This is a genomic window from Tomitella gaofuii, assembly GCF_014126825.1.
In the GTDB taxonomy this organism is placed as follows: domain Bacteria; phylum Actinomycetota; class Actinomycetes; order Mycobacteriales; family Mycobacteriaceae; genus Tomitella; species Tomitella gaofuii.
Genome location: NZ_CP059900.1, coordinates 3,394,177 through 3,420,041, shown reverse-complemented (window position 1 = coordinate 3,420,041; position 25,865 = coordinate 3,394,177). Strand labels below are relative to the sequence as shown.

The window sequence follows — 25,865 nt, the reverse complement described above, 5'->3', positions numbered from 1 at the left end:
GCATTGGCGAGAGCCAGTGGAGAACTTCGGGCCAAAGGAACGGTGATGACCGAAACGACAGTCCCGACCGCGCAGGCCGCGGGGGCCGCACAGACAGCAGAGGACGCCGCTTTCGCCGCCGAGGTGCGCGAGTGGCTGGCGGACAATCTCACCGGCGAGTTCGCGGAACTCAAGGGGCTCGGCGGCCCGGGGCGCGAGCACGAGGCCTTCGAGGCGCGCCTGGCCTGGGACCGCCACCTGGCGGCGGCCGGCTGGACGTGCCTGGGCTGGCCCAAGGAGTACGGCGGCCGCGGCGCCACGATGAACCAGCAGGTGCTGTTCCACCTCGAGTACGCGCGTTCGGGTGCGCCCGCGCGGGTCAGCCACATCGGCGAGGAACTGCTGGGGCCCACCCTCATCGCCTTCGGCACCGAGGAGCAGAAGGCGCGCTTCCTGCCCGGCATCCGCAACGTCACCGAGCTGTGGTGCCAGGGTTATTCGGAGCCGGGTGCCGGCTCCGACCTGGCGGGTGTGAACACCTCTGCGCGCCTGGACGGCGACCGTTGGGTCATCAACGGGCAGAAGGTGTGGACGTCGCTGGCCCACCTGTCCGACTGGTGCTTCGTCGTCGCCCGCACCGAGCCCGGGTCCCGGCGGCACAAGGGCCTGAGCTACCTGCTGGTGCCGATGCACCAGGACGGCATCGAGGTGCGGCCCATCATCCAGCTCACCGGCACCTCCGAGTTCAACGAGGTGTTCTTCGCCGACGCCACCACCGAGGCCGACCTCATCGTCGGCGGGCAGGGCGAGGGCTGGAAGGTCGCGATGGGCACGCTCGCCTTCGAGCGCGGCGTGGCCACCCTGGGCCAGCAGGTGCAGTTCGCCGGGGAGCTCACAGCCCTCGTCGAGCTCGCCGAGCGTAACGGCGCCGCTCAGGACCCGGCCATCCGCGAGCGCCTCACCCGCGCCTGGGTGGGGCTGGAGGTGATGCGCGCCCACGCCGCCCGGACCCTGGGCGAGGGCAACACCGAGATCGCCGGCGCCCCGTCGGTGGCCAAGCTGGTGTGGGCGCACTGGCACCGCCGGCTGGGCGAGCTGGCCATGGAGGTCCGCGGCGCGCCGTCGCTGCTGGCCGCGGGCGGCTCGTACGACGAGTCCGACCCGTTCGACGAGTGGCAGCGGCTGTTCCTTTTCACCCGGGCCGACACCATTTACGGCGGATCCGACGAGATCCAGCGCAACATCATCGCCGAGCGCGTGCTCGGCCTACCGAGGGAGGCACGACCGTGAGCACCACCGAGACGGGCACAGCACCGAAGTCTCCGCTGGCCGAGGTTCCGCAGGAGACGCCCGGCCACGGGCTGCTCGCCGGAAAGAAGGCCGTGGTCACCGCCGCCGCCGGCACCGGCATCGGCTTCTCCACCGCGCGCCGGGTGCTGCTCGAGGGCGGCGACGTGCTGGTGTCCGACTTCCATGAGCGCCGGCTGGGCGAAACGGTCGCCGAGCTGCGTGCCGAGTTCCCGCAGCAGCAGGTCGATTCCATCCTGTGCGACGTCTCGTCCACCGAGCAGGTCGACGCGCTGATCGCGGGTGCGGCGGAGAAGCTCGGCCGTATCGACGTGCTCGTGAACAACGCCGGGCTGGGCGGCGAGACCCCGCTCGCGGACATGACCGACGAGCAGTGGGACCGCGTCCTCGACATCACGCTGAACAGCACGTTCCGGGCCACGCGCGCGGCGATGCGCTACTTCCGCGAGGCCAACGCCGCGGACAGCACCCGGCGCGGCGTCATCATCAACAACGCGAGCGTGCTCGGCTGGCGCGCGCAGCACGGGCAGGCGCACTATGCGGCCGCGAAGGCCGGCGTGATGGCGCTGACTCGTTGCAGCGCCATCGAGGGCGCCGAGCACGGCGTGCGCGTCAACGCCGTCTCGCCGTCCATCGCCCGGCACCCGTTCCTGGCCAAGGTCACCAGCGAGGAGCTGCTGGACAACCTGGCGGCGGGCGAGGCGTACGGCCGCGCGGCCGAGGTGTGGGAGATCGCCACCGTCATCGCGATGCTCGCCTCGGACTACACGACCTACATGACCGGCGAAGTCGTCTCGGTCTCCAGTCAGCGGGCGTGACGACGCCGGGGCGCGGGGCGAGCGCCCCGGAAAGCCTGCCTAGCAAGCGCTTGGTAGTTAGGATGGGGGTGTGAGTGTGGCGAACAACGGCGGCAAGACGGAGGCGGCGCGGTCCGAGCGGCGCAGCGAGCTGCTCGAGATCGCGGCCGGCCTCTTCGCGGACCGGGGGATGAAGTCGACGACGGTGCGCGACATCGCCGATTCCGCCGGCATCCTCTCCGGCAGCCTCTACCATCACTTCGATTCCAAAGAATCTATCGTCGACGAGATCCTCGCGGAGTTCCTCGACGAGCTGTTCGGCCGCTACCGTCGGATCGTCGATGCGGGCGAGAACGCGCGCACCACCCTCGAGGAGCTGGTGCGCGCGTCGTTCGGCGCGATCGACGTGCGGCATTCCGCGGTGGCGATCTACCAGGACGAGGCCAAGCATCTGGCGGCGAACCCGCGCTTCGGCTACCTGGGCGAGCGGGCGCGCGAGTTCCGCGAGCTGTGGATCGGCGTGCTGCGCCGCGGCGTGGCCGACGGGAGCTTCCGCCCCGACCTCGACGTGGAGATCGCCTTCCGGTTCATCCGCGACACCGTGTGGGTGGCGGTGCGCTGGTACCGGCCGGGCGGGCAACGCAGCGCCGACACGATCGCGTCCGAGTACCTGTCGATCGTGCTGAACGGCATATCCGCCGGCACATGAGGCCGGACGGCGCCCTGCCCCCGCCCCGCCGCACCGCAGCATCCAGTCAAGCCGCAGAACATCAGGAGAACACCATGCCCGAGGCATACATCATCGACGCGGTCCGCACTCCCACCGGCAAGAGGGGCGGTTCGCTCTCCGGCGTGCACCCCGCCGACCTGGGAGCGCACATCATGAAGGCCGCGGTCGAGCGCAACGAGATCGACCCGGCCGCCGTCGACGACGTGGTCTTCGGCTGCGTCGACGCGATCGGCGGGCAGGCCGGCAACATCGCGCGCTCCGCCTGGCTGGCGGCGGGCCTCCCGGAGGAGGTGCCCGGCACCACCGTCGACCGGCAGTGCGGATCGTCGCAGCAGGCCATCCACTTCGCCGCGCAGGCGGTCATGAGCGGCACGTCCGACCTCATCCTCGCCGGCGGCGTGCAGAACATGAGCCAGATCCCCATCAGCGCGGCGATGATCGCCGGCAAGGAGTTCGGCTTCGACGATCCGTTCTCCGGTTCGGAGGGGTGGCGTGCACGCTACGGCGACCAGGAGGTCTCGCAGTTCCGCGGGGCCGACATGATCGCGCAGCAGTGGGACATCTCGCGGCTGGCCATGGAGGAGTTCGCGCTGCGCAGCCACGAGCGTGCGCGCGCCGCGATCGCCGAGGGACGCTTCGAGCGCGAGATCGTGCCGGTCGGCGAGTTCACGACCGACGAGGGCCCGCGTGAGACGTCCATGGAGAAGATGGCGGGCCTCAAGCCGCTGTCCGAGGGCAGCCGGCTCACCGCGGCCGTCGCCAGCCAGATCTCCGATGCCGCGTCGGCCACGCTGGTCGCCTCGGAAGCGGCGGTGCAGCGGTTCAACCTCAAGCCCCGTGCGCGCATCCACCACATGTCGGTGCGCGGCGCCGACCCGGTCATGATGCTCTCGGCCCCGATCCCGGCCACCGAGTACGCACTGCGCAAGTCGGGCCTGTCCATCGACGACATCGACGTGGTCGAGATCAACGAGGCCTTCGCGTCGGTCGTGCTGTCGTGGCTCAAGGAGACGGGCGCCGACCCGGCCCGCGTCAACGTCAACGGCGGCGGAATCGCGCTGGGGCACCCGCTGGGCGCGACGGGTGCGAAGTTGTTCGCGACCATGCTGTGCGAGCTCGAGCGCTCCGGCGGCCGGTACGGCCTGCAGACGATGTGCGAGGGCGGCGGCACCGCCAACGTCACCATCATCGAAAGGCTCTGAGCCACCCGTACTCAACACTGTTGAGATCACAAGTCCACATCGATTCGGCGGCCTTCGGGGAAAACCCCCGGAGGCCGCCGGTCGCTGTGTCGGGGCGCACAGCCGGGAGGGGTATGGTTGCCGGGGCCGACACGGCGGAAGGGGAGAGATGAACAGATACCGATGGGGGGTGGCGGCCGCCGCGGCCGCATCCGTTGCCATCGTCAATCCTGCGCTCGCGCAGGCGCAGCCGCAGGAGATCGAGTGGGTCGACTGCCCCCAGTACCTCGGATACATGGACCGCGGCGGACTGGCGGCGGACGTCGAATGGCAGTGCGGTGAGGTCCAGGTCCCCGTCGACTACGCCGACCCGGACGGCAGGAAGATCGACGTCTCGGTCAGCCGCATCCCGGCGGAGAACCCGGCCCGCAGCCAGGGCGCCTTGTTCGGCAATCCCGGCGGCCCGGGCGAGCAGGCGCTGGACTTCTGGCTCCCGGTGGAGGAGGGCACCGGCCCGGGCGCCCGGCTGCACGAGAATTACGACCTCGTGGCCGTCGAGCCGCGCGGCCTCAGCTACAGCGGCGGCGTCGCGTGCGACGCCCCCGTGACGGCGATGCTCGACCCGGCGGCGGCCTACACCGCGTGCATGGCGGCGGACCCGCAGCTGGTGCAGTCGCTGACCACGGCCAACACCGCGCGCGACATGGAGGTCGTCCGGGAGTCGCTGGCGGCGGAATCGAACGCTGACGGCGGGGCGACAGCCGCTGACGGCGGGGCGACAGCCGCTGACGGCGGGGCGACAGCCGCTGACGGCGGGGCGACAGCCGCCGACGGGACCATGGACTACCTCGGGTACTCCTACGGGACCTACCTGGGCGCCACCTACGCCACCCTGTATCCGGAGGAGACGGGCCGGTTCGTGTTCGACTCGGCCGTCAACCCGGACTGGGTGTGGAACGAGCAGGCGGCGCAGCAGGCCGAGGCCCGCAAGCAGCGGACCAACGCCATGTTCGCCTGGATCGCCGCCCACGATGACACCTATCACCTGGGGGACACCCCGCTCAAGGTGTTCCACACGTGGAAGGGCATCACCGACAAGGAGCTCAGCGGCGGGATGAACCTCACGCCGCCGGACGCGACGATGGGCGACCTGCCCGAGTTCGTGCGGCCCGTGGGCGAGCCGGTGCTGGACGTCATCAACGCCACCGCGGAGCCGCGTGCGCGCCTCGACGGGGCGGTGCGGGCAGTGACGGGCGCAGATGACGGGCGGGCCACGAGCGGGCTCACCGGAACCACGCTCAACGCCGCCGGGTCGCGGGAGATGTGGCCGGTGGTCGCGCGCCGGATGCAGGACATCCGGCAGTACGGGGCGGGCACGCTGGCCCCGGGGACCCGCATGATCGATCCTCCGCAGCTCACCACGGACGACGTCCTGTTCACCGCGGTCACCTGCAACGAGAACCCGCAGTCCGGGGACCCGGTGCAGGCCGCGTTGGCGCAGTTCAACGCGCAGACCGGGGGCAACGCCTACGACGTCATGGCGCAGCGTGCGCGCGGCGGCGTGGACTGCGCCGGCTGGCCGGCCAGCAGCGCGCCGGTGCCGCTCGACGGCAGCGGCTTGGAGACCGCTCCGCTGGTGCTGCAGAGCGAGCACGATGCGCTCACCCCGTACCCGGGCGGCGTGGAGCTGGCCGAGCAGATGGGCGGCGTGCTGGTGACGGTGCAGGGCGGCGACCACGGCGTGTTCGGCCGCGGCAACGAGGCGGTGGACACGGTGGTCGACGACTACCTGGTCGACGGTGTCGTGCCGCAGCCGCAGGTGCTGCCGGAGGCACAGATCCGGATGCCGCTCACGCCTCCGGAACCCGCTCCGCTGCCTGCCGCGCAGGACCTGGACGCCGCGATGGCACAGGGCTTCTCGGCGGCCTCGGATGCGGTGAAGCAGGCGGCGCAGCAGATCGACAGCGCCGTCAACCAGGGCGGTACCGCGAAGGCTGCTGACGCCGGCCAGGCGGATGCCGCGCAGGACGGTGCTGCACAGGCTGATGCCGACGCGGATGATGCCGCGCAGGCCGGTCCGGTCGAACAGGCCGTGGACGACGCGGTCGACCAGATCGGCGCCGTGCTGGGCCTCGAGTGACGGTCTGAGTCCGCCGCGGAGGCGACGGCGAAGGGGCCGGTCGGGATGGTGATCCCGGCCGGCCCCTTCGGCTCTCCGCGGTTTCGCTACAGCACCGTTTCTCCACAGTGCCGTCGGCGTACTGTCAGCGGCGCAGCTTCGCCATCGCGTCGATGCGCTCGGCGGCCTGCGTCATGATGCGCTCGATGAGCTCCGCGCAGCTGGGCAGGTCGTCGATCATGCCCACCACCTGGCCGGAGGCGAGCACCCCCGCATGCGTGTTGCCGTCCACCAGGCCGGCCTTGAGCAGCATCGGCGTGTTGCCGGCCATGATGATCTGCTGCCAGGTGCGGTCGGACGCCTTCTTCATGGCGAGCCCGTCGCGCATCAGCGTCGACCACTTCATGCCGGTCATCGCCTTGAACTCGGTGGCGTTGCGCGCCGCGGCCGCGAGGCCCTTGGCGTAGCTGCCCTTCTCCAGGGCGTCCACCAGCTCGGTGTTGAGCACGCGGTGGGGCATTCCGTCGACCTTGCGCGAGACGGTGGTGTCCTGCAGCCCCCGCTTGAGGTACTCCTGCTTGACCGAGTCGGGCACGGCCGAGTCGGAGGTGAGCAGGAAGCGGGTGCCCATCGCGATGCCCTCGGCGCCGTACGACAGCGCCGCGGCGAGCCCCCGGCCGTCGAAGAACCCGCCCGCCGCGACGACGGGGATGCCGCCGTCCCCGAGAGCGTCGATGACGCTGGGCAGCAGCAGCGTGGTCGCGACCCCGCCGGTGTGTCCGCCGCCCTCGCCGCCCTGGACGATGACGGCGTCGGCGCCCCAGGAGGCCACCTTGACCGCGTGCTTGGCGGCGCCGATCGACGGGACGACGACGACGCCGTTGTCCTTGAGCTTGGCGATCAGGTCCTTCTTGGGCGCCAGCGCGAACGAGGCCACCTTGACCTTCTCGCGGATCAACAGGTCGATCCGTTCGCCGGCGTCGGTGGCGTCGGCCCGGATGTTCACGCCGAAGGGCTTGTCGGTGAGCGACTTCGTCTTCTTGACCGCGGCCTCGAGCTCGTCGAACGTCATCGTCGCCGAGGCGATGATGCCGAGCCCGCCCGCGTTGGACGTGGCGGCGGTGAGCCCCGGCCCCGAGACCCAGCCCATGCCCGTCTGGACGATCGGGTACTGCACGCCGACCAGCTCGGTGAAACGGGTGGAGATCTGCGGGGTGGTCACAGCGTCACCGCTCACTGGGCCACCTCGCGGTCGCGCAGCGACTTCGGGTCGATGACCTCGCGGATCAGCCGGAGCTCCTCGGCCGAGGGCTCGCGCGTGGGGCCGGCGGCGTCGAGGCCGTCGATCTCGAACGAGGTGTTCTCGCGCACCTGCTCGGCGGTGACGCCGGGGTGCAGGCTCAGCGCGTGCATCGTGCGGCCGGGGCCGCTGTAGTCGAACACGCCCAGGTTGGACACCACGCGGTAGTTGTTGAGGAACCGGTAGGCGGGGTTGTCCGGGTCGGCCTTGTCGTAGCCGACGCCGCACACCACGTCGACCTGCTCGCTGAACACGCGCGCGGAGTGCTTGCCCACCCAGTAGCTGGTGGCGTGGTTGATGGCGTTGCCGGGGCCGCCGCGCACGCCGAACATCTGGCGCGTCGGCTTGTCCAGCGGCCCGAACGCGGAGATGTTCTGGTTGCCGTACTTGTCCAGCTGGTTGGCGCCCATCACCACGTGCCGACGGCCGGAGGCGACCACGTCGAACACCTTGGAGAACGGCAGCCAGCCCTCCACCTTGCCGGGCCGGCCCAGCGCGGGGGTGTCGGCCAGGATCAGCGCGTTGCCGTCGGTGATGAGCAGGTCGGGCTCGGAGGTCAGGCGGGCCAGCCGGGCGCCGATCGACGGCAGGGTGGCCATGGGGGAGGCCATGATCTCGCCGGCGCCGGAGAACATCTCCGCGCATGCGACGGCGCAGTACTCGGCCCGGGTCACGTCGTTGTCGGTCATGCCTGCTGCTCCTTCTGCTCCTGCGTGAACCGTGCGACGGCCGCCTGATAGTCGGCCTCGTCGCCGGACAGGTAGGTCTCGGCGAACGTCTTCCACGCCTCGGGGTCCTTGGCCGATGCGGCGTAGTGGCGCTGGAAGGCCTCGTCGCGCCCGTAGCCGCCGGCGAAGGTGAAGTGCGCGCCGTTCGCCGCTTCGCTCACCGTGTCGACCATCATGCGGTTGACCAGGAGTGCCTGCTGCGGAACGGAGTCGACGAGCTCCTCGGTGGAGACGATCGTGTCCGCGCTCAGGATGCGCTGCCGGGCCGACATCAGGTGCAGGTCGTCGAAGTACGGGTCCACGCCGGTGTAGGCGGCGTTGCCGTGCTCGTCGGCGATGTCGAGGTGCACCAGCGCGGCGTCGAGCTCGAGTGCCGGCATGGCCAGCAGCGTCTCGGTACGCCCGTCGGCGGCGGGGTACGGGGACTCGACGGTCTTGAGTTCCTCGCCCCAGAACTCGGGGACGCTCGAGCCGAGGCCGGCGCGGATGGGCATGAACGGCAGGCGCGCCGCGGCGGCCTGCAGCCCGGCCTTGACCATGCCCTCGTCCATCTCGCGCGATTCGATCGTGCCCTCGGTGCGGGCCTTGGCGAACCACGGGTCGTAGAACGGCTTGGAGTCCAGGGAGACGAAGCCGTAGTAGGCGCGCTTGACCTTGCCGGCCGAGATCAGCAGGCCCAGGTCCGGCCCGAGGAAGCCGACGACGGTGAGGTCGGTGACGTCGGTCCGCAGCAGTGCACGGACGAGGGCCATCGGCTTGCGCCGGGAGCCCCAGCCGCCGAGCCCGATCGTCATGCCGCTTTCGATACCGGCGACGGCCTCATCCAGAGAACGGCGCTTGTCGCGCATCTGTGCCATTTACTCGGCCCCTTCGTTGGGTGTGTTCGATTTGGGCTTGCCGGTGGCCACGAACGCGTCGCGGTGCTCGTCGGCCACCCCGGCCAGGTTGAGTTCGTAGGTGTAGCGCTGCTCGAGCAGGTAGCTGCCCTTGACGTCCATCGGGTCGATCCCGTTGATGGCGGCCTTGGCGGCGCGGATCACGTTCGGGTCCTTGTCGGCGATCTTCTGCGCGATCTCGACTGCGGCGGCGTCCAGCTCCTCGCGGGGGACCACCTTGTAGACGGACCCGAAGTGGTGCAGCTGCTGCGCGGTGACGTTCTGCGCGGTGTAGTACAGGGTGCGCATCATGTGCTGCGGCACGAGCCGCGACAGGTGGGTGGCGGCGCCCAGGGCGCCCCGGTCCACCTCCGGCAGGCCGAACACCGCGTCGTCGGTGGCGACGATGACGTCCGCGTTGCCCACCAGGCCGACGCCGCCGCCCACGCAGAATCCGTTCACCGCGACGACGACGGGGACCTCGCAGTCGTAGACCGCGGAGAACGCGGCGGCGCAGCCGCGGTTCGCGCCGATCAGCGCGTCGAAGCCCTCCGTGGCCTGCATCTCCTTGATGTCGACGCCGGCGTTGAAGCCCCGGCCCTCGGCGCGCAGGATCACGACGTGCGTGCCGGCGTCGCGGCCGGCGGCCAGGATCGCCTCGGCCAGCTCGAACCACGCCGCGGACGGCAGCGCGTTCACAGGCGGGTAGTCGACGGTGACGGTGGTGATCCCGCTCCCGTTCGAAGTGGACGTGATGCCCATGTCTGCTTCCTTACCTCGGGGTCGAACCTTGCTGGTGGCCGGAACTCCGCGTCCGGGCCGCGCTCGCCGACCGGCTCCTCCGGGTGACCGGCTCCGTGCGATCACCGCCGCCGGGCTTAACAACCAAGCGATTGCTTGGTACGTTACCAGATGAGTGCCCCCGGATAAGGAGTGAATGCAGTGAGCGGATTGGTGGACGGCCGCATCGTCATCGTGACCGGTGCCGGACGAGGGATCGGGCGCGAGCACGCGCTGGCCTTCGCAGCCGAGGGTGCGAAGGTCGTGGTCAACGACCTCGGCGCGGGTGCAGACGGCAAGGACACCGGCGAGCACCCCGCCGAGCAGGTCGTGGCCGAGATCAAGGCGGCCGGCGGCGAGGCCGTCGTCAACGGCGACGACGTGGCCTCCTGGGAGGGTGCGCAGAACCTCGTCAAGACCGCGATCGACACCTTCGGCGGGCTCGATGTGCTGGTGAACAACGCCGGGTTCCTGCGTGACCGCATGCTCGTCTCGATGGGCGAGGAGGAGTGGGACTCGGTCACGCGTGTGCACCTCAAGGGGCACTTCGCGCCGCTGCACCACGCCGCCGCGTACTGGCGTGCCGAGTCCAAGGCCGGCCGCACCCGGCAGGCCCGGATCATCAACACCACCTCGGGCGCCGGCCTGCAGGGCAGCGTCGGCCAGGGCAACTATGCCGCCGCGAAGGCCGGCATCGCCGAGATGACCATCCAGGCCGCCGCCGAGATGGCCGGCTACGGCATCACCGCCAACGCGATCGCGCCCGCGGCCCGCACCCGCATGACCGTCGGCGCGGGCGGCGCGATGGCCGAGGCGATGGCGGCCCCGGAGGACGGTTTCGACGCGATGGACCCGGCCAACATCTCCCCGCTGGTGGTGTGGCTGGGCAGCACCGAGTCCGGCGACGTCACCGGGCGGGTGTTCGAGGTCGAGGGCGGCAGCGTCACCGTGGCCGAGGGCTGGCGTCACGGGCCCAGCTGGGACAAGGGTGCCAAGGTGGACCCCAAGGAGCTGGGGCCGGTCGTAAAGGACCTGCTGGGCAAGGCGCAGACGCCCGTGCCGGTGTACGGGGCGCGCTGACCCGACCGGGACACACGCCTGTGGCCGGCGGTTCCGCGGAACCGCCGGCCACAGGCGTCTTCGGCCCCGGCGCCGCCGCACGCCGTCCTGAGCACCTGAAACGCTGAGCACCTGAAACGCCGAGCAAGCGGAAACCGCCGGATCGACGCGGGAAACGTGCGGTTTCCGCTTGGTGGGCGGGCCGCGGGCCGGTGCGCGCGTTCGCTAGCGGCCGAGCTTGGTGCGCACCACCAGGTTCACCCCGGGGAAGCAGGCGGCGAGCTCGCCGCGGCTCTGCTTGAGCGTGGAGGTGCCGAAGCCCTGGCCCCGGCACTCCGGCGTGATCCACAGCCGCAGCTCCACCTCGCCGTGTCCGCCGAGCTCGCCCACGGCCAGCCCCACCGCCTTGCCGTCGTCCGCGGGGTCCTCCACGACGAACCAGGCGGCCGACTCCTCGTCGATCCGCGCGAGGCCCTCGTCGATCGCCGCATCCACCTGGTCGGGCGCGTGCAGAGTGGACCCGTCCTCGCGGGGCTCGGTGGCCCGGGCGCGGTAGAGCGCGGTGTCCGGTTCCCGCTTGGCGAACGGGCGCAGCCGCACGTCGCGGTCGGCCGGGGCGATCCAGTTGAGCGCGCTGTTGACGTCCTCGAGCTCCTTCTGCATGCGCCGCAGGTCCTGGCGGTTCAGGCGCCACAGTTGCATATTGAGCACGGCCTCCGCGTGCTCGGCGGGCACGTCCAGCAGGCGCCGCACGTTGCGGGCGGCGTCGTCACGGTCGGTGGATTCGATGATGGCGTCGAGGACCTCGTGGCGCCGCTGCAGCGCGGATACGAGGCTGTCGAGCAGTGCGCGGCGATCGAGGGTGGGTTCGGTGGACGACGACGACATCGGATGCGCTCCTGACATGGTTGGTGTGACGTGCTGTGCTGCCGATGCCGCCAGTGTAGGGCGGCCGGCGGGGCGGCGAACGCGATCGCGCGCCGTGCCCCTGGGGAGGGACACGGCGCGCGACGGAGGCGTGGAGGTCAGACGCGTTCGATGATCGTCCCCGCGGCCAGCGCCCCGCCCGCGCACATCGTGATCAGCGCGCGCTCGCCGTCGGTGCGCTCGAGCTCGTGCAGCGCCGTGGTGATCAGCCGGGACCCGGTGCAGCCCACGGGGTGCCCCAGCGCGATGGCGCCGCCGTTGACGTTGACCTTGTCCATGTCCGGCTTGTGCTGGGAGGCCCACGACAGCGCGACGGACGCGAACGCCTCGTTGACCTCGAAGAGGTCGAAGTCGCTCATCGCCAGCCCGGAGCGGTCCAGCAGGCGCTGGGTGGCCTGCACGGGGCCGTCGAGGTGGTAGTAGGGCTCGGCGCCGACGAGCGCCTGGTGGGCGATGCGCGCGCGGGGCGTGAGGCCCAGCGCCCTGGCCTTGTCCTCGTCCATGATCAGCACGGCGCACGCGCCGTCGGAGATCTGCGAGGAGGTGCCGGCAGTGTGGCGCGCGCCCTCGTAGACCGGTTTGAGCTGCGCCAGCCCCTCCATGGTGGTCTCGCGCAGGCCCTGGTCGCGGGTGACGGTGTTCCACTCGTCGGTGGGCTTCTTGTCCTCGCCGATCACCGGCGCGTCGACGGGGAGGATCTCGCGGTCGAACCGGCCCTCGTCCCAGGCGCGCTTCGCCTTCTGCTGCGAGGCCAGGCCGAACTCCTCGAGGTCGGTGCGGGAGAACCCGCGCCGGTCCGCGATGCGCTCGGCGGCGAGGAACTGGGCGGGCATGTCGATGTCCCAGGACTCGGGGCGGCGCGGGCCGGCGTGGTCGCCGGCCACGTTGGCGCCCAGCGGCACCTGGCTCATCATCTCGATGCCGCAGGACACGCCGCTGTCGATGGCGCCGGCGGCGATGAGGTTGGCGACCATGTGCGTGGCCTGCTCGGACGAGCCGCACTGGCAGTCGATGGTGGTGGCGCCGGTCTGCCACGGCAGCCCCGCGTTGAGCCAGGCCACGCGGGCCACGTCGTTGGACTGCGCGCCCACCTGCGTGACGCAGCCGCCGACGACCTGTTCGACCAGTGCGGGGTCGATGCCGGCGCGCTTGACGACGCCCGCCTGCGCTGCGCCGAGGAGTTCTGCGGCGTGCAGTCCGGAGAGCCAGCCGTTGCGCTTGCCGATGGGGGTGCGCACTGCTTCCACGATCACGGGATTGCCCACGACGAGGTCCTTTCGATTCGATGGGGCCGGTCGGGCGGAGGCCCGTCGGGCGGTGCCGGACGGGCCGGGGCCGGTCAGGCGGCCACACCGTCCGGATGCGCACGCCTACGCCTGAAAACTAGAACAGGTCTGCCCGGGCGATCAAACCGGAGTCCCGCCGGTCACGGCCGGGACCTTCCCAGGCGGACTGGAATGTGTTCTAATCGAGTTAGAACGTGTTCCAGTAGCGGCTGGGCACCCGAGACCGCCGAGGGCAGGAGTGTAGACGTGACCAAGCCCAATATTCCCGAGGGATTCGATCCCACCGACCCGGAGCTCATGGCCGAGCGCGTCCCGCACGACGAGCTCGCCGAGCTGCGCCGTCACGCCCCTGTGCACTGGATCCCGCAGCCGCGCGAGGTCGGCGGCTTCGACGACGACGGCTACTGGGCCGTCACCAGCCACGAGCTCATCCGCGAGGTCTCCCGCGACGACAAGACCTACTCGTCCTGGGAGAACACGGCGATCGTGCGTTTCGCGGACTACATCACCCGCGAGCAGATCGAGATGCAGCGCACGATCCTGCTCAACCAGGACGCCCCGGAGCACACCAAGCTGCGCGGCATCATCTCGCGCGGGTTCACCCCGCGCGCCATCGCCACCCTGCGCAGTGCGCTCACCGAGCGTGCCGAGCAGATCGTCGGCGAGGCGAACAAGGACGAGACCGGCGACTTCGTCAGCAAGGTGGCCGCCGAGCTGCCGTTGCAGGCCATCGCCGAGCTGCTGGGCGTCCCGCAGGAGGACCGCGGCCAGCTGTTCCGCTGGACCAACGAGATGATGGGCTACGACGACCCCGCCAACGCCGACGTCGACCCGGCCATGTCGTCGATGGAGATGCTCGGCTACGCCTACAACATGGCGGAGAAGCGCCGCGAGGAGCCGGCCGACGACATCATCACCAAGCTGCTCGACGCGAGCATCGACGGCGAGGCGCTCAGCAGCGAGGAGTTCGGCTTCTTCGTGCTGCTGCTGGCGGTCGCCGGCAACGAGACCACGCGCAACGCCATCACGCACGGCGTCCTCGCCTTCATGGACAACCCCGAGCAGTGGAAGACCTGGCGCGACGAGCGGCCGAAGACGATGGCCGACGAGGTGGTCCGCTGGGCGACGCCGGTCACCGTCTTCCAGCGCACCGCCACCTGCGACACGGAACTCGGCGGCAAGGAGATCAAGAAGGGCGACCGCGTCGCCATGTTCTACATCTCCGGCAACCGCGACGAGGAGGTGTTCGACGATCCGTACACCTTCGACATCACGCGCGATCCCAACCCGCACCTGGGCTTCGGCGGCACCGGTGCGCACTTCTGCATCGGCACGCACCTGGCGCGCCTGGAGATCGAACTGATCTTCAACGCCATCGCCGACGTGATGCCGGACATCGCCAAGCTGGGCGAGGCCGAGCGCCTGCCGTCGGCCTGGCTCAACGGCATCAAGGAGCTCGAGGTGGACTTCACCGGGAAGTGCCCGGTGGCGCACTGACGCGTCCGCCCGACGAGGGGTGATGAGGGGCCCGGCGGTCTTCGGACCGCCGGGCCCCTCGTCGTCTGTCCGGGCTCGGCAGCGCGGTCGTGTTCAGGCTTCCGCGTCGCGTGCCCAGGCGTCGTTGGTGCCCAGCGCCGCGAGCAGTGTGCGCACGGCCATGGCGCGCCGGTGCGCGTGGCCGCCGAGCGTGTCGAACGCGCACTCCGGATCGGCCGGCGGGCCGAGGTGGGTGCAGCCGCGGGGGCAGTCGTCCGCAGCCGCGTCGAGGTCGGAGAACGCGCCGAGGACGTCGTCGGGGGAGATGTGCGCCAGACCGAACGACCGCACGCCGGGCGTGTCGATGACCCATCCACCGCCCGGCAGCGGCAGCGCCAGCGACTGGGTGGAAGTGTGTCGCCCCTTGCCCACGGCCGACACGATGCCGGTGGCGCGGTCCGCGTCGGGGACGAGCCGGTTGACCAGGGTGGACTTGCCCACGCCGGAATGGCCGATGAGCGCTGTGACGGTGCCGGTGAGCCGCGCGCGGACGGGGCCCAGTGGTTCCGCGCGCCCGGCGAGCAGCACCGGCACGTCGAGGTCGGCGAACGCGGCGGTGAACTCGGCCGGGTCGGCCAGGTCCGATTTGGTCAGGCACAGCACGGGGTCCACCCCGCCCACGTACGCGGCGACGAGGGCGCGCTCGACGAATCCGGTGCGCGGCGGCGGATCGGCGAGCGCGGTGACGATGAGCAGCTGCTCGGCGTTGGCGACGACGGTCCGCTCGTACGGGTCGGTGTCGTCGGCGGTCCGGCGCAGCACGGTGCGGCGCTCGGCGACGCGCACGATGCGGGCCAGGGTGTCGGGGCGGCCGGACAGATCACCCACGACGTCGACGGTGTCACCCACGACGACCGGCGTGCGGCCCAACTCGCGGGCGCGCATCGCGACGACGCGGCGGTGCGGGTCGCCGGCGAGCGCGCATCCCCACCGGCCGCGGTCCTTCGACACGACCATGGCGGCGACGGCGTCCTGGTGGTCCGGCCGGGTCTTGGTGCGGGGCCGGGACCCGCGCGACGGGCGCACGCGCACATCGGACTCGTCGAAGTCGCGGGCCCGTCGGGGACGTCGCGCCGCGCTCAGGAGACCGGCCCCGATCCGGCGCCCGCGAGCATCCCCGCCCACAGGCCGGGGAAGTCGGGCATCGTCTTGCCGGTGGTCTCGACGTCCTCCACGTGCACGCCGTCCACGCGCAGACCCAGGATGGCGCCCGCGGTGGCCATGCGGTGGTCGGCGTAGGAGTGCCAGGTGCCGCCGTGCAGGGGCGCAGGGGTGATGGCGAGGCCGTCGTCGAGCTCCTCCACGCGGCCGCCGAGGGCTGTGATCTCGGCGGTGAGGGCGGCGAGCCGGTCGGTCTCATGGCCGCGCAGGTGGCCGATCCCCGTCAGCGTCGACGGGCCGTGCGCGAGCGCGGCCAGCGCCGCGACGGTGGGGGTCAGCTCGCCGGTGGCACGCAGGTCCACGTCGATGCCGCGCAGCCGCTCGGGGCCCTGCACGGTGAGCGCATCGTCCGCCCACCGCACGCTGCAGCCCATCGCCTCCAGGATCTCGCGGATGGCGTTGCCGGCCTGCGTGGTGGTGTGCGGCCACCGCGGTACCGTCACGCGCCCCGCGGTGACGGCCGCGGCGGCGAGGAACGGGGTGGCGTTGGACAGGTCCGGCTCGACGATCCAGTCGACGGCGCGGACGGGGCCCGGCGCGACGGTCCAGGTGTCGACGCCCGCCGCCGCATGCTCGGTGGCGACGTCGACCCCCGCGGCGGCGAGCATGGCGATGGTCATGTCGATGTGCGGCATCGACGGCACCGGCGTGCCCCGGTGGCGGACGGTCACCCCGTGCCGGAACCGGGTTCCGGAGAGCAGCAGGCCGGAGACGAACTGGGACGACCCGGAGGCGTCTATGTCCACGGGCCCGCCCTCGAGGGACCCGGAACCGAACACGGTGAACGGCAGCGCGCCGCCGACGACCTGCGCGCCGAGGTCGCGCAGCGCGTCGAGGACCACGCCCAGCGGGCGCACGCGGGCCTGCGGGTCGCCGTCGAAGGCGACATTGCCCTCGGCGAGCGCGGCGATCGGCGGAACGAAGCGCATCACGGTGCCCGCCAGGCCGCAGTCGACGGCGCCGCCGTGCAGCGGTCCGGGGACCACCGTCAGCGCCGTCGGGTCTGTGCCGTCGCCGACCGGCGCGATCCCGGCGCCCAGGGACTGCAGTGCGCCGATCATCAGATCGGTGTCGCGGCTGCGGAGCGCGCCGGTGATGGTGGACGGGCCCTCGGCGAGCGCGGCGAGCACGAGGGCACGGTTGGTGATGGACTTGGACCCCGGCAGTTCCACGACGGCGTCGACAGGCCCGCCGGCGGCGGGTGCACTCCACAGGCTCATCACTCCATCTTGGCCCATCGGCACGGGCCCGGGGCGCACGGCCGGTCGGCGTGTGGCGCGGACGGCGGCGGGGTCGTTCAATTGGTGGTGATCCGGGCGGTGACGGCGTCGGCGAGGGCGATCAGGTCGGGCGGCCGGAGCTCCAGGTCCAGGCCCCGCCTGCCGGCGCTGCACAGGACCACCTCGAAGTCCAGGGCGGAATCGTCGACGACGGTGGGCAGCCGCCGACGCTGACCCAGCGGCGAGATTCCGCCGACCACGTACCCGGTGGCGCGTTCCGCCTCGGCGTGGTCGGCCATCGCGGCACGGCGGCCGCCCAGGGCCTTCGCGACGGCCTTGAGCGACAGCGCCGAGGGGACGGGGAGGACGGCGACGGCCAGCGCGCCGTCGACCTTGACGAGCAGGGTTTTGAAGATCTGTTCGGGCGCGACGTCGAGTTCGGCGGTGAGCGCCTCGACCGCCTCGGCGCCGAAGGTGCGCACGCGGCGGTCGTGTGCGTACTCGTGCACGCGGTGCGCGATCCCGGCCCGCGCCGCGGCGGCGGTGGCGGGGGTGGAAGTGCCGGACATGCCCCCAGCGTAGGCCCGCGCGTCGTGCCGGCCGGGAACACGACACGCCGACGCGGTGTTGCACCGTACGAGGTCGCAGGGTCGATGAGGAATCGGCGCCGACGACAGCCGCGTGCATACCCGAGGAGGTCTGGAGCATTGAGCGTGACGTGCATGCGCCGTCCCGTACTGATCGGCGAGCCGATAGCGGTAGCCTCGGCATCAGGGACGACGGAAGGGACCCACGTGCCGACATCCGATGAGCCGACCGGGAGCGCCGCCACCGGCGACACGCCCGGCAGCGGGGCAGGGGCGGTCACCGGGACGGCCGAGGCCGCGGAGACCGAGGCGCAGCTGGCCGAGCGGTTCGAGCGCGACGCGATGCCGCTGCTGGACCAGCTCTACGGTGCCGCGCTGCGCATGACGCGCAAGCCCGCGGACGCGGAGGACCTCGTGCAGGAGACCTACCTCAAGGCGTTCTCGGCGTTCCGGTCGTTCCGCAAGGGCACCAACCTCAAGGCGTGGCTCTACCGGATCCTCACCAACACCTACATCAACGGCTACCGCAAGAAGCAGCGCCAGCCGGCGCAGTATCCGACGGACGAGATCACCGACTGGCAGCTCGCCGCCACGGCCGAGCACACGGCCGAGGGGCTCAAGTCCGCCGAGCTCGAGGCGCTCGAGGCGATGCCCGATGAGAACATCAAGAACGCGCTGCAGCAGCTGCCGGAGGAGTTCCGGATGGCGGTGTACTACGCGGACGTCGAGGGGTTCCCGTACAAGGAGATCGCGGAGATCATGGACACCCCCATCGGCACCGTGATGTCGCGACTGCACCGCGGCCGCAAACAGCTGCGCGGGCTGCTGGCCGAGGTCGCACGTGAGCACGGCATCGACACCTCGGAGAAGAAGCCGGCAGGGAGGAAGGCGCCGGCGCAGGCCGCGCCCGCAGGGCAGGAGAGCGACCGATGACCGGCGGTGCACCCGATGAACTCGATTGTTCCGCGGTGATCGCGGACGTCTGGCTGTTCCTCGACGACGAGTGCGACCAGGCGACGCGCGCACGGGTGAAGCGGCACATGGAGAGCTGCCCGTCGTGCCTGGCGACCTTCGGTATCGAGGAGAAGCTCAAGTACCTGTTGGAGCGCAAGTGCGGCGGCGAGCACGCGCCGGAGGGGCTGCGCCGGCGTCTGAGCCTCGAGATCCGCCGCACCGTGGTGACGACGCGGATCGAACGCGGCGAGGCCTGAACCGCCCGGCGGTCGGCCTGCGAGCGGAAGGGCGCTGGAGACGCGGCGAGGGCCCGGGAGCACAGTGCTCCCGGGCCCTCGCCGCGTTCACGGTCAGCTGTTGGGGCGCTTGCCGTGGTTCGCGGGCCTCTTCTTGCGGTCGCGACGCTTGCGTCCACGCCTGCTCATGATGTTCACCTCTCGTCCAGCGGTACATGCTCCGCCGGGGCGGGCATGCCCACGGACGTGGGCCGCCCGCCCGTACGCGGAACACCGACCGCGACATTGTCGCACGTCCGCCGGACTGTGGTTCGATGGGTGCATGCGGTCGGAGGCCTCGGGCGGTGCGGTTGTCAGCGGCCCCACGTCACGCTGTCCCAGGTCAGGCTGCGCCACGCCCTTCGGTCCGGCGCGGGTGGAGCCGGAGTCCGTGTGATGTCCACGCTCAGCGACTTGCTCGCGCAGTACACCGACCTGGACGGCGGCGCGGTCGACCATCTGCAGCGCGTGGTGGGCGAGTGGCAGCTGCTGGCCGACCTCTCCTTCGGCGACCAGCTGCTGTGGGTGCGCAGGTCCGGCTTCGACGACGCGGACGGTCCGGCGTCGGCGATGATCTGCGCGTCGCAGTGCCGCCCCACCACCGCGGCCACGGTGTTCCAGCGCGACGAGGTGGGCGCGCGCCCGTCCGCCGCGCTGGCGCCGCTGCTGCAGCGGGCCTGGGACGAGGGCGTCGTGGTGCGCGGGGTCGTGGAGGTGCCGGGGGTCACCGATGCGGCACGGATGGCGGCCGCCCCGGTGCGCTACGGGGGCCGCACGGTGGGGGTCGTCGCCGCGGTGACGGCGGGGGTGCGTCCCCGCGTGCCCAGCCCTCTGGAGGCGGTGTACGACGACAGCGCCGCGCTGCTGCAGCAGATGATGTCCGAGGGTTCCTACCCGCCGGACGAGGCGGACTCGGCCTCGCATTCGAGCCCCCGGGCGGGGGACGGTCTCATCCGCGTGGACGCGTCCGGACACGTCGCCTACGCCAGCCCCAATGCGCAGTCGGCGTTCCACCGGATGGGGCTGACAGTGGAACTGGTGGGGCGGGATCTGGCGCAGGTGACCGAGGAACTGGTGTGGGATCCGCTCGACGGCCGCGAGGCGGGGCAGCGGCTGCGGGACACCCTGGTGCACGGCGCGGTGCTGCGGATCGAGCTGGACACGCGCGGGGCGACGATCCTCATGCGCGCCCTCCCGCTGCGCACCGCCACGGCGGCGGCAGGCGCCCTTGTCCTGGTGCGCGACGTCACCGAGGTCAAAAGGAGGGACCGCGCGCTGCTGAGCAAGGATGCCACGATCCGCGAGATCCACCACCGGGTGAAGAACAATCTGCAGACGGTGGCCGCGCTGCTGCGATTGCAGGGGCGCCGCAGCGGAGACCCCGAGGTCACCGCGGCGCTCGCGGAGGCGGTGCGCCGGGTCTCGTCGATCGCCCTGGTGCACGAGACGTTGTCGATCTCCGTGGGCGAGGACGTCGACCTGGACGAGGTGGTGGACCGGCTGGTGCCGATCATGGCCGAGGTGGCGGGCGGCGGCCGCGTCCGGATCCGGCGCAGGGGCGGGCTGGGCATGCTGGGCGCGGACAGGGCCACACCCCTGGTGATGGTCCTCGTGGAGCTGGTGCAGAACGCGATCGAGCACGGCTACGAAGGCGTGGCCGAGGCCGGCGAGGTGACGATCGACGCCGTGCGGTCGGCCCGGTCGGTGGAGGTCACCGTGCACGACGATGGTCGCGGCGTGCCAGAGGGGTTCGTGGTGGAGGATTCGCCGCGGCTGGGGCTGCAGATCGTGCGGACCCTGGTGGGGTCCGATCTGGGCGGGGAATTCCGCTTGCTGCATTCCGCGGCGGGCGGCACGGATGCGGTGGTGCGGATGCCCGCGGTGCGCGCCCGGGAGTGAGGCCCGCCGGAGCCGGCAGACGGATCCGGGCCGGGCCCCTCGGCGAGGGGCCCGGCCCGGACGTGACCGCCGTCGTGGCGGCCGGAGCTTCAGACTGCGCTGCGGGTGCGTGCGCGCGCCTTGCGGCGCTTGAGTGCGCGACGCTCGTCCTCGCTGAGGCCGCCCCACACGCCGGCATCCTGGCCGGACTCCAGCGCCCAGGTCAGGCATTCCGAAGCGACGGGGCAGCGGGCGCAGACCGCCTTCGCGGTCTGGATCTGCGCAATCGCCGGACCGCTCGTGCCGACCGGGAAGAACAGTTCCGGGTCCTCGTCGCGGCAGATGGCACGATGGCGCCAGTCCATCCCTCACTCCTTACTGGGTGCATGCTTGCACCGTCGGCTAATCGATAAGTGAAATCCGTGCTGTGTTCACGGGGCGGGGGCTTCCGCGCCACCTGTCCGGTTGCTGCGGACGATCGCCTGGGGCGGTCTCCGTGAACCCCGCCAATGAATGCTGTCACGTACTTCGGTAATGTCAATAGAGTTTTGTGAAGTCGTGGGGAACGTCACGTGAACAGAGTGTCGTTTGCGGTGCACACGGTGCTTCTTGCGGTGAACGCGGTGCCGCGTGGGGTGACGAGTGTGCAGGTGCGCGCGGCGTCGTTCTGTGCGCGCGTCGTTCGTGTCCGCCGCCTGCGGGCGAGGGGAGTGCCGCCGGGGAGACGCGAACGTGCGCCGACGATCATGCCGAACAGGCCTCCGGCGGTGGGCCGTCGGCGACGTCACGCGTGGGTGTCTGCCGGGGTGTCTTTTCGGGGATTCTGTGGATGTCATCCTTCCCGATGGCATTCGGTACCCGCGTCATGCTACTCGCGACAGGTGGTGTACGCTAGCGAAATTTTCCGTCGGCCCGGTATCCGCGCACACGAAGCGGGCCTGTCGGCCGGAACGGTCGATCGGTCGCGGGCGGGGATCAGTCCGGTTCCGCCGGGGCGACGACGTCGAGGATCCCCGGCACCGAGTTGAACGTGACGTCGGTGCGCACCCCCAGATAATCGCCGTCGATCTGGAATGCGACGGGCTCGGCGCTCCGGATCCGCACGCAGGGCGTGTCGTCGGTGCGCACGAGGTTCTTGTTCTTCGGCTGCGCCGTCGCGGAAAGGAGCTGCCGCGATAGCCGCAGGCTCGTCACGGTGTCCATGCTGCGCATGCCGAACACCCCGAGGCCGGTGTCGAAGCGGGTGCCGGGGTTGGTCCGGACCTCGCGCGCACCGAGATAGGTCCACGGCGAGGTGTTGGACACGAAGGCGTAGTGCACGCTGTCCACCGGCTCGCGGCCGGGAAGTTCCACCGTCAGCGTCGCCGGTCGGCGCGCGTTGCGCAGGAACACGCGCACCGTGGTGCGCAGATACCGGGAGGGCGTGGCGGCGTGCCCGGCGCGGCGCGCGGCCTCCATCGCCTCGACCACCAGGGCGTCGACGCCCATGCCTGCGGTGAAGGTGAACCAGCGGTTGTCGCAGTGGCCCAGCCCGATACGCCGGCGCTGACGCGAGGCCAGCAGGTCCAGAACCTGGTTGGTGGCCTCGACGGGATCCGGCCGGATGCCCAGGGACCGTGCGAAGACGTTGGCCGAGCCGCCGGGCACCACGCACACCGCGGGCGTGCGGCCCGGGGCGATCTGGCGCACGGAATCGGGGTGCGGCGGGCCCAGCAGCCCGTTGACCGCCTCGTTGACGGTGCCGTCGCCGCCGTGCACCACCACGACCTGGGTGCCCTCGAGCGCGGCACGGTGCGACAGCTCTGCGGCGTGGCCGCGGTGCGTCGTGTGCACCACCTCCAGTTCGAGCCTGCTGGCCAGGGCGTGCGCCAGCAGGTCACGGCCCGCCGGGGTGGTGGACGTGGCGTGAGGATTGACGATCAGGAGGGCGCGCACGCTCAGATACCCTAGCGGCACCGCGCGGGCATGCTGGCCTAGGCTGTCCGCGTGCCCGACGACAACGGCGGTGCGAGGCCGCGCGACCCGCAGGACGCCTCGAGCGCCCCCCACCCGACAGATCCCGGAGTCCCTCCCACGACGGTGCGCATCGCGGGCGGCATCGTCGCCGGCGAGGGCGTCGTGGGTGTGGGGATCGCGATCTTCTACGTGATCAGCGCGCTGGTGGGCAATCACGACAAGGGCATCAGCTACTTCGGCACGGCCGCGTGGTTCGGACTGCTGTTCGGCGGCGTCCTCGCGGCCGGGATCACCCTGCTGCTGGGCAGGCGCGGCGGGCGGGGCGTCGCCATCATCACCCAGGTGCTGCTTGCGCCCTTCGCGTTCTCGCTGCTCGGCCAGTCGCATCAGATCGCCTGGGGGATCCTCATCGTCCTGGCCATCGTGCCCGCGTTCGTGCTGTTGGTGCACCCGCAGACATCGGCGTGGATGAACCGCCCCTATGCGCATCGCGCGGACCCCGACGCCGATGGGGACGACGACACCGACGGCTGACCCTCCCGGACGGCCCGCGTACCCGTCTGCGTCAGCGCAGCCGCTGCAACAGCCGGTAGACGGGGTCGCCCGTGTCGCGCGAGCCGGCCGGGCCATCGTCGGCGCCGTAGGCGATGCGCGAGGGCGCAGCGGCTTCCGCACCGGCGTCGTCGCAGTCCCCGGCCGGTGCGCCCTCGCTGCGGTTCCACTCGCGCACCGCGAACCGTTCGACGATGGCCCACGTGCCGCCGCGGCGTTCGAAGTAGTCGACGTAGCGCAGACCCGTCGTGAAGTTCATCGCACGATGGGCGCCCCAGTGGCGGGCGACGCCGTAGCTCTCCGCCACCGCCCGGTCGCCGCGAACCTCCGCAAGGTGATTCGCGATCTCGTGGCGGGTCCCGTCGAGCGTGCGCAGCAGCGGCTCCACCCACGCGATGAACCCGTCGACCGGACCGTCGAAACCGGAGTGATGGTCGACGCCGTCGGGATGGTAGGCCGAGCGGACCGCCGCCATGTCGAGGCGGTCGATGCCGCGGCAGTAGCGCATCACCGCGTCCCGGATCTGCTGCTTGGCCGCCAGTTCGGCGATCTCCGCGCCGCCGACCGGCTCGCCCGCAGGCCCCGATCCGTCAGGTCCGGCCGCGTCGGGCCCGTTCCGCCGTGCGTTCACCGCGCTTCTCCTTCCGCCGCCAGCGCCGCGAGCGCGCCGCCGGTGAGCCGGTTCTGCGTCCATTCGCCGCGCCCGATCGCGCCGAGGGACTCGTAGAAGCGGATGGCCTCGGCATTCCAGTTCAGCACCTCCCACTCCAGACGCGAGTACCCGCGCTGCGTGCACACGGCGGCCAAGGCGGCGAGCAGCCCGCGGCCGTGGCCCCGCCCTCGGCATGCGGGCCGCACGTAGAGGTCTTCCAGGTGGATGCCGTGGACGCCGTCCCACGTGCTGAAGGTCAGATACCACAACGCCATCCCCGCGATCCGGCCGTCGTCCTCCTCCACGACGTGGCCGAACACCGCCGCATCCGGGGAGAACAGGGCGTCGGTCAGCAGGTCGGGGGTCACCGTGCACTGGTCGCGCATGCGCTCGAACTCCGCGAGTCCCTCGATGAGTTCGACGAGCACGGGGGTGTCGTCGGGGCGGACGCGGCGGACGTGGACGGTCATCGGATCGGCTCCTCGTGTCGTGCGGGCAGTCGCCGTGGTCCCGCCACGGAACAGACCACCCGGTACTCGTGCTCGTGGCCCAGTTCGGCCACCGCGGCGGTGGGCATGGCCAGGCGCGCGCCCAACGTCACATCGGCGTCGATCCAGCGGGCCATGAGCGCCCGCGAGAAGTGGCCGTGCCCCACGAGGACCACGTCCCGCCGCGTCCCGGGGCCCGCCATGGAACGCAGGACCGCGTCCGCGCGCGCCGAGACCTGCGCGGCCGTCTCGCCCCCGGGGCACGGATGCGTCCACACCGTCCAGCCGGGGACGCTCCGCCGGATCTCGGGGGTCGTCACCCCCTCGTAGTCGCCGTAGTCCCACTCGGCGAGCCTGTCGTCGACGCCGTCGACGGCAAGCCCCGCCAGGCGCGCCGTGTCCAGCGCGCGCCTTCGCGGGCTCGCGATCACCAGCGGATCGTGCAGCTGCAGCGGTGCCAGCAGGCCCGGCAGCCGTCGGGCCTGGTCGATGCCCGCCGGCGTGAGCGCGACGTCGGTGCGGCCGGTGTGCCTGCCGGACGCCGACCAGTCGGTTTCGCCGTGCCGGACGAGGACGACGCGGAAATGGTCCTTCACCCGCTCATCTTCGCACCTGCGCACCCCGGCCGGGCAGAGCCGGGTCCGTGCGCGGGTGAGTGCTGCCGGGCGTCGTCGGCGCGCCGAAAACGGGGCGGATGTGGCCTGGGCGACATCGATCGGCGAAGATGGCGGGCGTGGCAAGAGTTCTGGCAGTGGCAAATCAGAAGGGCGGGGTCGCCAAGACCACCACCGTGGCCTCGCTGGGCGCGGCCCTGGTGGCCCGCGGCAGGTCGGTGCTGATCGTCGATCTCGACCCGCAGGCGTGTTTGACGTTCTCGCTGGGGCACGACCCCGACAAGCTCGTATCGTCGGTGCACGAGGTGCTGATCGGCGACGCGGACGTGGAGGACGTCCTGGTCGACACGGCGGACGGGATGACGCTGCTGCCCGCGACGATCGACCTGGCGGGCGCGGAGGCCCTGCTGCTGATGCGTCCGGGGCGCGAACACGCCCTGCGCCGGGCGCTGACCGCCGTGGCCGAAAGGTTCGACTTCATTTTCATCGACTGCCCGCCGTCGCTGGGCGTGCTCACCCTCAACGGGCTCACCGCCGCGGACGCGGTGATGGTGCCACTGCAGTGCGAGACGCTGGCGCACCGCGGGGTGGGACAGCTGCTGCGCACGGTCGAGGAGGTCCAGTCGATCACCAATCCGGCGCTGCGCATGCTCGGCGTGTTGCCGACGCTGTTCGACGCGCGCACCACGCACAGCCGCGACGTGCTGGCCGACGTGTCCGACCGCTACGGCATGCCGGTGCTCGCGCCGCCCGTTCCGCGCACGGTGCGGTTCGCGGAGGCCTCCGCGTCGGGTTCGACGGTGCTGGCCGGCCGCAAGAACAAGGGGGCCGCCGCGTACCGGGAGCTGGCCGGAAACCTGCTGGCGCACTGGGAGGACGGCGCCGAGCTGGCGACGCTGTCCGCCGCGGAGATCTACTCGTAG

General features: G+C 71.5%; 27 protein-coding genes. 12 read left to right on the top strand and 15 right to left on the bottom strand.

What is annotated here, in order from left to right; genetic code table 11:
* The first annotated feature begins 45 nt into the window (after positions 1 to 45).
* From H4F70_RS15935 to H4F70_RS15915, 5 genes are all read left to right on the top strand, one after another.
* On the top strand, positions 46 to 1,269 hold the full coding sequence (locus H4F70_RS15935; RefSeq protein WP_182357889.1) for an acyl-CoA dehydrogenase family protein: 1,224 nt from the start codon (positions 46 to 48) through the stop codon (positions 1,267 to 1,269).
* Entirely contained in the window at positions 1,266 to 2,105 is an 840-nt protein-coding gene (locus H4F70_RS15930) for an SDR family oxidoreductase (RefSeq protein WP_182357888.1), read from the top strand. Before H4F70_RS15935 ends, H4F70_RS15930 begins: the two co-directional genes overlap by 4 nt.
* Positions 2,106 to 2,181: 76 nt before the next feature.
* A complete protein-coding gene (locus tag H4F70_RS15925) occupies positions 2,182 to 2,793 on the top strand; it encodes a TetR/AcrR family transcriptional regulator (protein WP_235681584.1) in 612 nt (203 codons plus the stop codon).
* Between the two features lie 74 nt (positions 2,794 to 2,867).
* Positions 2,868 to 4,016, top strand: a complete 1,149-nt coding sequence (locus H4F70_RS15920; RefSeq protein ID WP_182357886.1) for an acetyl-CoA C-acetyltransferase — start codon at positions 2,868 to 2,870, stop codon at positions 4,014 to 4,016.
* Between the two features lie 148 nt (positions 4,017 to 4,164).
* Entirely contained in the window at positions 4,165 to 6,135 is a 1,971-nt protein-coding gene (locus H4F70_RS15915; RefSeq protein WP_182357885.1) for an alpha/beta hydrolase, read from the top strand.
* A gap of 124 nt (positions 6,136 to 6,259) precedes the next feature.
* On the opposite strand, the gene H4F70_RS15910 is transcribed toward H4F70_RS15915, so the two are convergent.
* From H4F70_RS15910 to echA20, 4 genes are read right to left on the bottom strand one after another with little or no spacing between them, the layout of a single operon-like run.
* Complete coding sequence (locus H4F70_RS15910; protein WP_235681156.1) at positions 6,260 to 7,351, bottom strand: NAD(P)H-dependent flavin oxidoreductase; 1,092 nt, start codon at positions 7,349 to 7,351, stop codon at positions 6,260 to 6,262.
* Entirely contained in the window at positions 7,348 to 8,103 is a 756-nt protein-coding gene (locus H4F70_RS15905; protein WP_182357884.1) for a CoA-transferase subunit beta, read from the bottom strand. Before H4F70_RS15905 ends, H4F70_RS15910 begins: the two co-directional genes overlap by 4 nt.
* Entirely contained in the window at positions 8,100 to 8,999 is a 900-nt protein-coding gene (locus H4F70_RS15900) for a CoA transferase subunit A (RefSeq protein ID WP_182357883.1), read from the bottom strand. The genes H4F70_RS15905 and H4F70_RS15900 overlap by 4 nt, the downstream gene beginning before the upstream one ends.
* Positions 9,000 to 9,779, bottom strand: a complete 780-nt coding sequence (gene echA20, locus H4F70_RS15895; protein WP_182357882.1) for a (7aS)-7a-methyl-1,5-dioxo-2,3,5,6,7,7a-hexahydro-1H-indene-carboxyl-CoA hydrolase — start codon at positions 9,777 to 9,779, stop codon at positions 9,000 to 9,002.
* A 180-nt stretch (positions 9,780 to 9,959) separates the two neighbouring features.
* On the opposite strand from echA20, the gene H4F70_RS15890 reads away from it, so the two are divergent.
* On the top strand, positions 9,960 to 10,877 hold the full coding sequence (locus H4F70_RS15890) for an SDR family oxidoreductase (RefSeq protein ID WP_182348990.1): 918 nt from the start codon (positions 9,960 to 9,962) through the stop codon (positions 10,875 to 10,877).
* A 204-nt stretch (positions 10,878 to 11,081) separates the two neighbouring features.
* On the opposite strand, the gene H4F70_RS15885 is transcribed toward H4F70_RS15890, so the two are convergent.
* A complete protein-coding gene (locus tag H4F70_RS15885) occupies positions 11,082 to 11,744 on the bottom strand; it encodes a GNAT family N-acetyltransferase (protein ID WP_182357881.1) in 663 nt (220 codons plus the stop codon).
* Positions 11,745 to 11,881: 137 nt separating this feature from the next.
* Positions 11,882 to 13,048, bottom strand: a complete 1,167-nt coding sequence (locus tag H4F70_RS15880) for a steroid 3-ketoacyl-CoA thiolase (protein ID WP_182357880.1) — start codon at positions 13,046 to 13,048, stop codon at positions 11,882 to 11,884.
* A gap of 267 nt (positions 13,049 to 13,315) precedes the next feature.
* Between H4F70_RS15880 and H4F70_RS15875 the strand changes: the two genes are divergently transcribed.
* Positions 13,316 to 14,566: a cytochrome P450 gene (locus H4F70_RS15875; protein WP_182357879.1), complete on the top strand. Its 1,251-nt coding sequence runs from the start codon at positions 13,316 to 13,318 to the stop codon at positions 14,564 to 14,566.
* Positions 14,567 to 14,659: 93 nt separating this feature from the next.
* Here H4F70_RS15875 and rsgA read toward each other — a convergent pair whose 3' ends face one another.
* From rsgA to ybaK, 3 genes are all read right to left on the bottom strand, one after another.
* Positions 14,660 to 15,688, bottom strand: a complete 1,029-nt coding sequence (gene rsgA, locus H4F70_RS15870; RefSeq protein ID WP_182360458.1) for a ribosome small subunit-dependent GTPase A — start codon at positions 15,686 to 15,688, stop codon at positions 14,660 to 14,662.
* The gene (gene aroA, locus H4F70_RS15865) at positions 15,685 to 16,986 is read right to left on the bottom strand and encodes a 3-phosphoshikimate 1-carboxyvinyltransferase (RefSeq protein ID WP_182357878.1); all 1,302 of its coding nucleotides are present in this window, start codon (positions 16,984 to 16,986) and stop codon (positions 15,685 to 15,687) included. Before aroA ends, rsgA begins: the two co-directional genes overlap by 4 nt.
* 77 nt (positions 16,987 to 17,063) lie before the next feature.
* Entirely contained in the window at positions 17,064 to 17,555 is a 492-nt protein-coding gene (gene ybaK / locus H4F70_RS15860) for a Cys-tRNA(Pro) deacylase (protein ID WP_182348984.1), read from the bottom strand.
* A gap of 153 nt (positions 17,556 to 17,708) precedes the next feature.
* Between ybaK and H4F70_RS15855 the strand changes: the two genes are divergently transcribed.
* Positions 17,709 to 18,506 carry a sigma-70 family RNA polymerase sigma factor gene (locus H4F70_RS15855; RefSeq protein WP_182357877.1) on the top strand — a complete coding sequence of 266 codons (798 nt, stop codon included), beginning with the start codon at positions 17,709 to 17,711 and terminating at the stop codon, positions 18,504 to 18,506.
* Positions 18,503 to 18,784, top strand: a complete 282-nt coding sequence (gene rsrA / locus H4F70_RS15850) for a mycothiol system anti-sigma-R factor (RefSeq protein WP_182348982.1) — start codon at positions 18,503 to 18,505, stop codon at positions 18,782 to 18,784. Before H4F70_RS15855 ends, rsrA begins: the two co-directional genes overlap by 4 nt.
* 93 nt (positions 18,785 to 18,877) lie before the next feature.
* Here rsrA and H4F70_RS21230 read toward each other — a convergent pair whose 3' ends face one another.
* Complete coding sequence (locus H4F70_RS21230; protein WP_372497643.1) at positions 18,878 to 18,952, bottom strand: 50S ribosomal protein bL37; 75 nt, start codon at positions 18,950 to 18,952, stop codon at positions 18,878 to 18,880.
* A gap of 246 nt (positions 18,953 to 19,198) precedes the next feature.
* Between H4F70_RS21230 and H4F70_RS15845 the strand changes: the two genes are divergently transcribed.
* Positions 19,199 to 20,701 carry a sensor histidine kinase gene (locus H4F70_RS15845; protein WP_182357876.1) on the top strand — a complete coding sequence of 501 codons (1,503 nt, stop codon included), beginning with the start codon at positions 19,199 to 19,201 and terminating at the stop codon, positions 20,699 to 20,701.
* 89 nt (positions 20,702 to 20,790) lie between these two features.
* Here the strand turns inward: H4F70_RS15845 and H4F70_RS15840 are convergent, their stop codons facing one another.
* Positions 20,791 to 21,045 (bottom strand): WhiB family transcriptional regulator, encoded by a 255-nt coding sequence (locus H4F70_RS15840; protein ID WP_143909592.1) that lies wholly within the window; start codon positions 21,043 to 21,045, stop codon positions 20,791 to 20,793.
* A 610-nt stretch (positions 21,046 to 21,655) separates the two neighbouring features.
* Positions 21,656 to 22,615, bottom strand: coding sequence for a diacylglycerol/lipid kinase family protein (locus H4F70_RS15835; RefSeq protein ID WP_182357875.1), 960 nt, complete (start codon positions 22,613 to 22,615; stop codon positions 21,656 to 21,658).
* A gap of 51 nt (positions 22,616 to 22,666) precedes the next feature.
* Here H4F70_RS15835 and H4F70_RS15830 point away from each other — a divergent pair, with 51 nt between their 5' ends.
* Positions 22,667 to 23,170: a hypothetical protein gene (locus tag H4F70_RS15830; protein WP_235681154.1), complete on the top strand. Its 504-nt coding sequence runs from the start codon at positions 22,667 to 22,669 to the stop codon at positions 23,168 to 23,170.
* A 31-nt stretch (positions 23,171 to 23,201) separates the two neighbouring features.
* Here the strand turns inward: H4F70_RS15830 and H4F70_RS15825 are convergent, their stop codons facing one another.
* The 3 genes from H4F70_RS15825 to H4F70_RS15815 are packed head-to-tail and all read right to left on the bottom strand — an operon-like array spanning position 23,202 to position 24,924.
* A complete protein-coding gene (locus H4F70_RS15825; protein WP_235681153.1) occupies positions 23,202 to 23,819 on the bottom strand; it encodes a nuclear transport factor 2 family protein in 618 nt (205 codons plus the stop codon).
* Positions 23,816 to 24,310, bottom strand: a complete 495-nt coding sequence (locus H4F70_RS15820) for a GNAT family N-acetyltransferase (protein WP_182357873.1) — start codon at positions 24,308 to 24,310, stop codon at positions 23,816 to 23,818. Before H4F70_RS15820 ends, H4F70_RS15825 begins: the two co-directional genes overlap by 4 nt.
* A complete protein-coding gene (locus H4F70_RS15815; protein WP_182357872.1) occupies positions 24,307 to 24,924 on the bottom strand; it encodes an acid phosphatase in 618 nt (205 codons plus the stop codon). The genes H4F70_RS15820 and H4F70_RS15815 overlap by 4 nt, the downstream gene beginning before the upstream one ends.
* 128 nt (positions 24,925 to 25,052) lie before the next feature.
* Between H4F70_RS15815 and H4F70_RS15810 the strand changes: the two genes are divergently transcribed.
* The gene (locus H4F70_RS15810) at positions 25,053 to 25,865 is read left to right on the top strand and encodes a ParA family protein (protein WP_182357871.1); all 813 of its coding nucleotides are present in this window, start codon (positions 25,053 to 25,055) and stop codon (positions 25,863 to 25,865) included.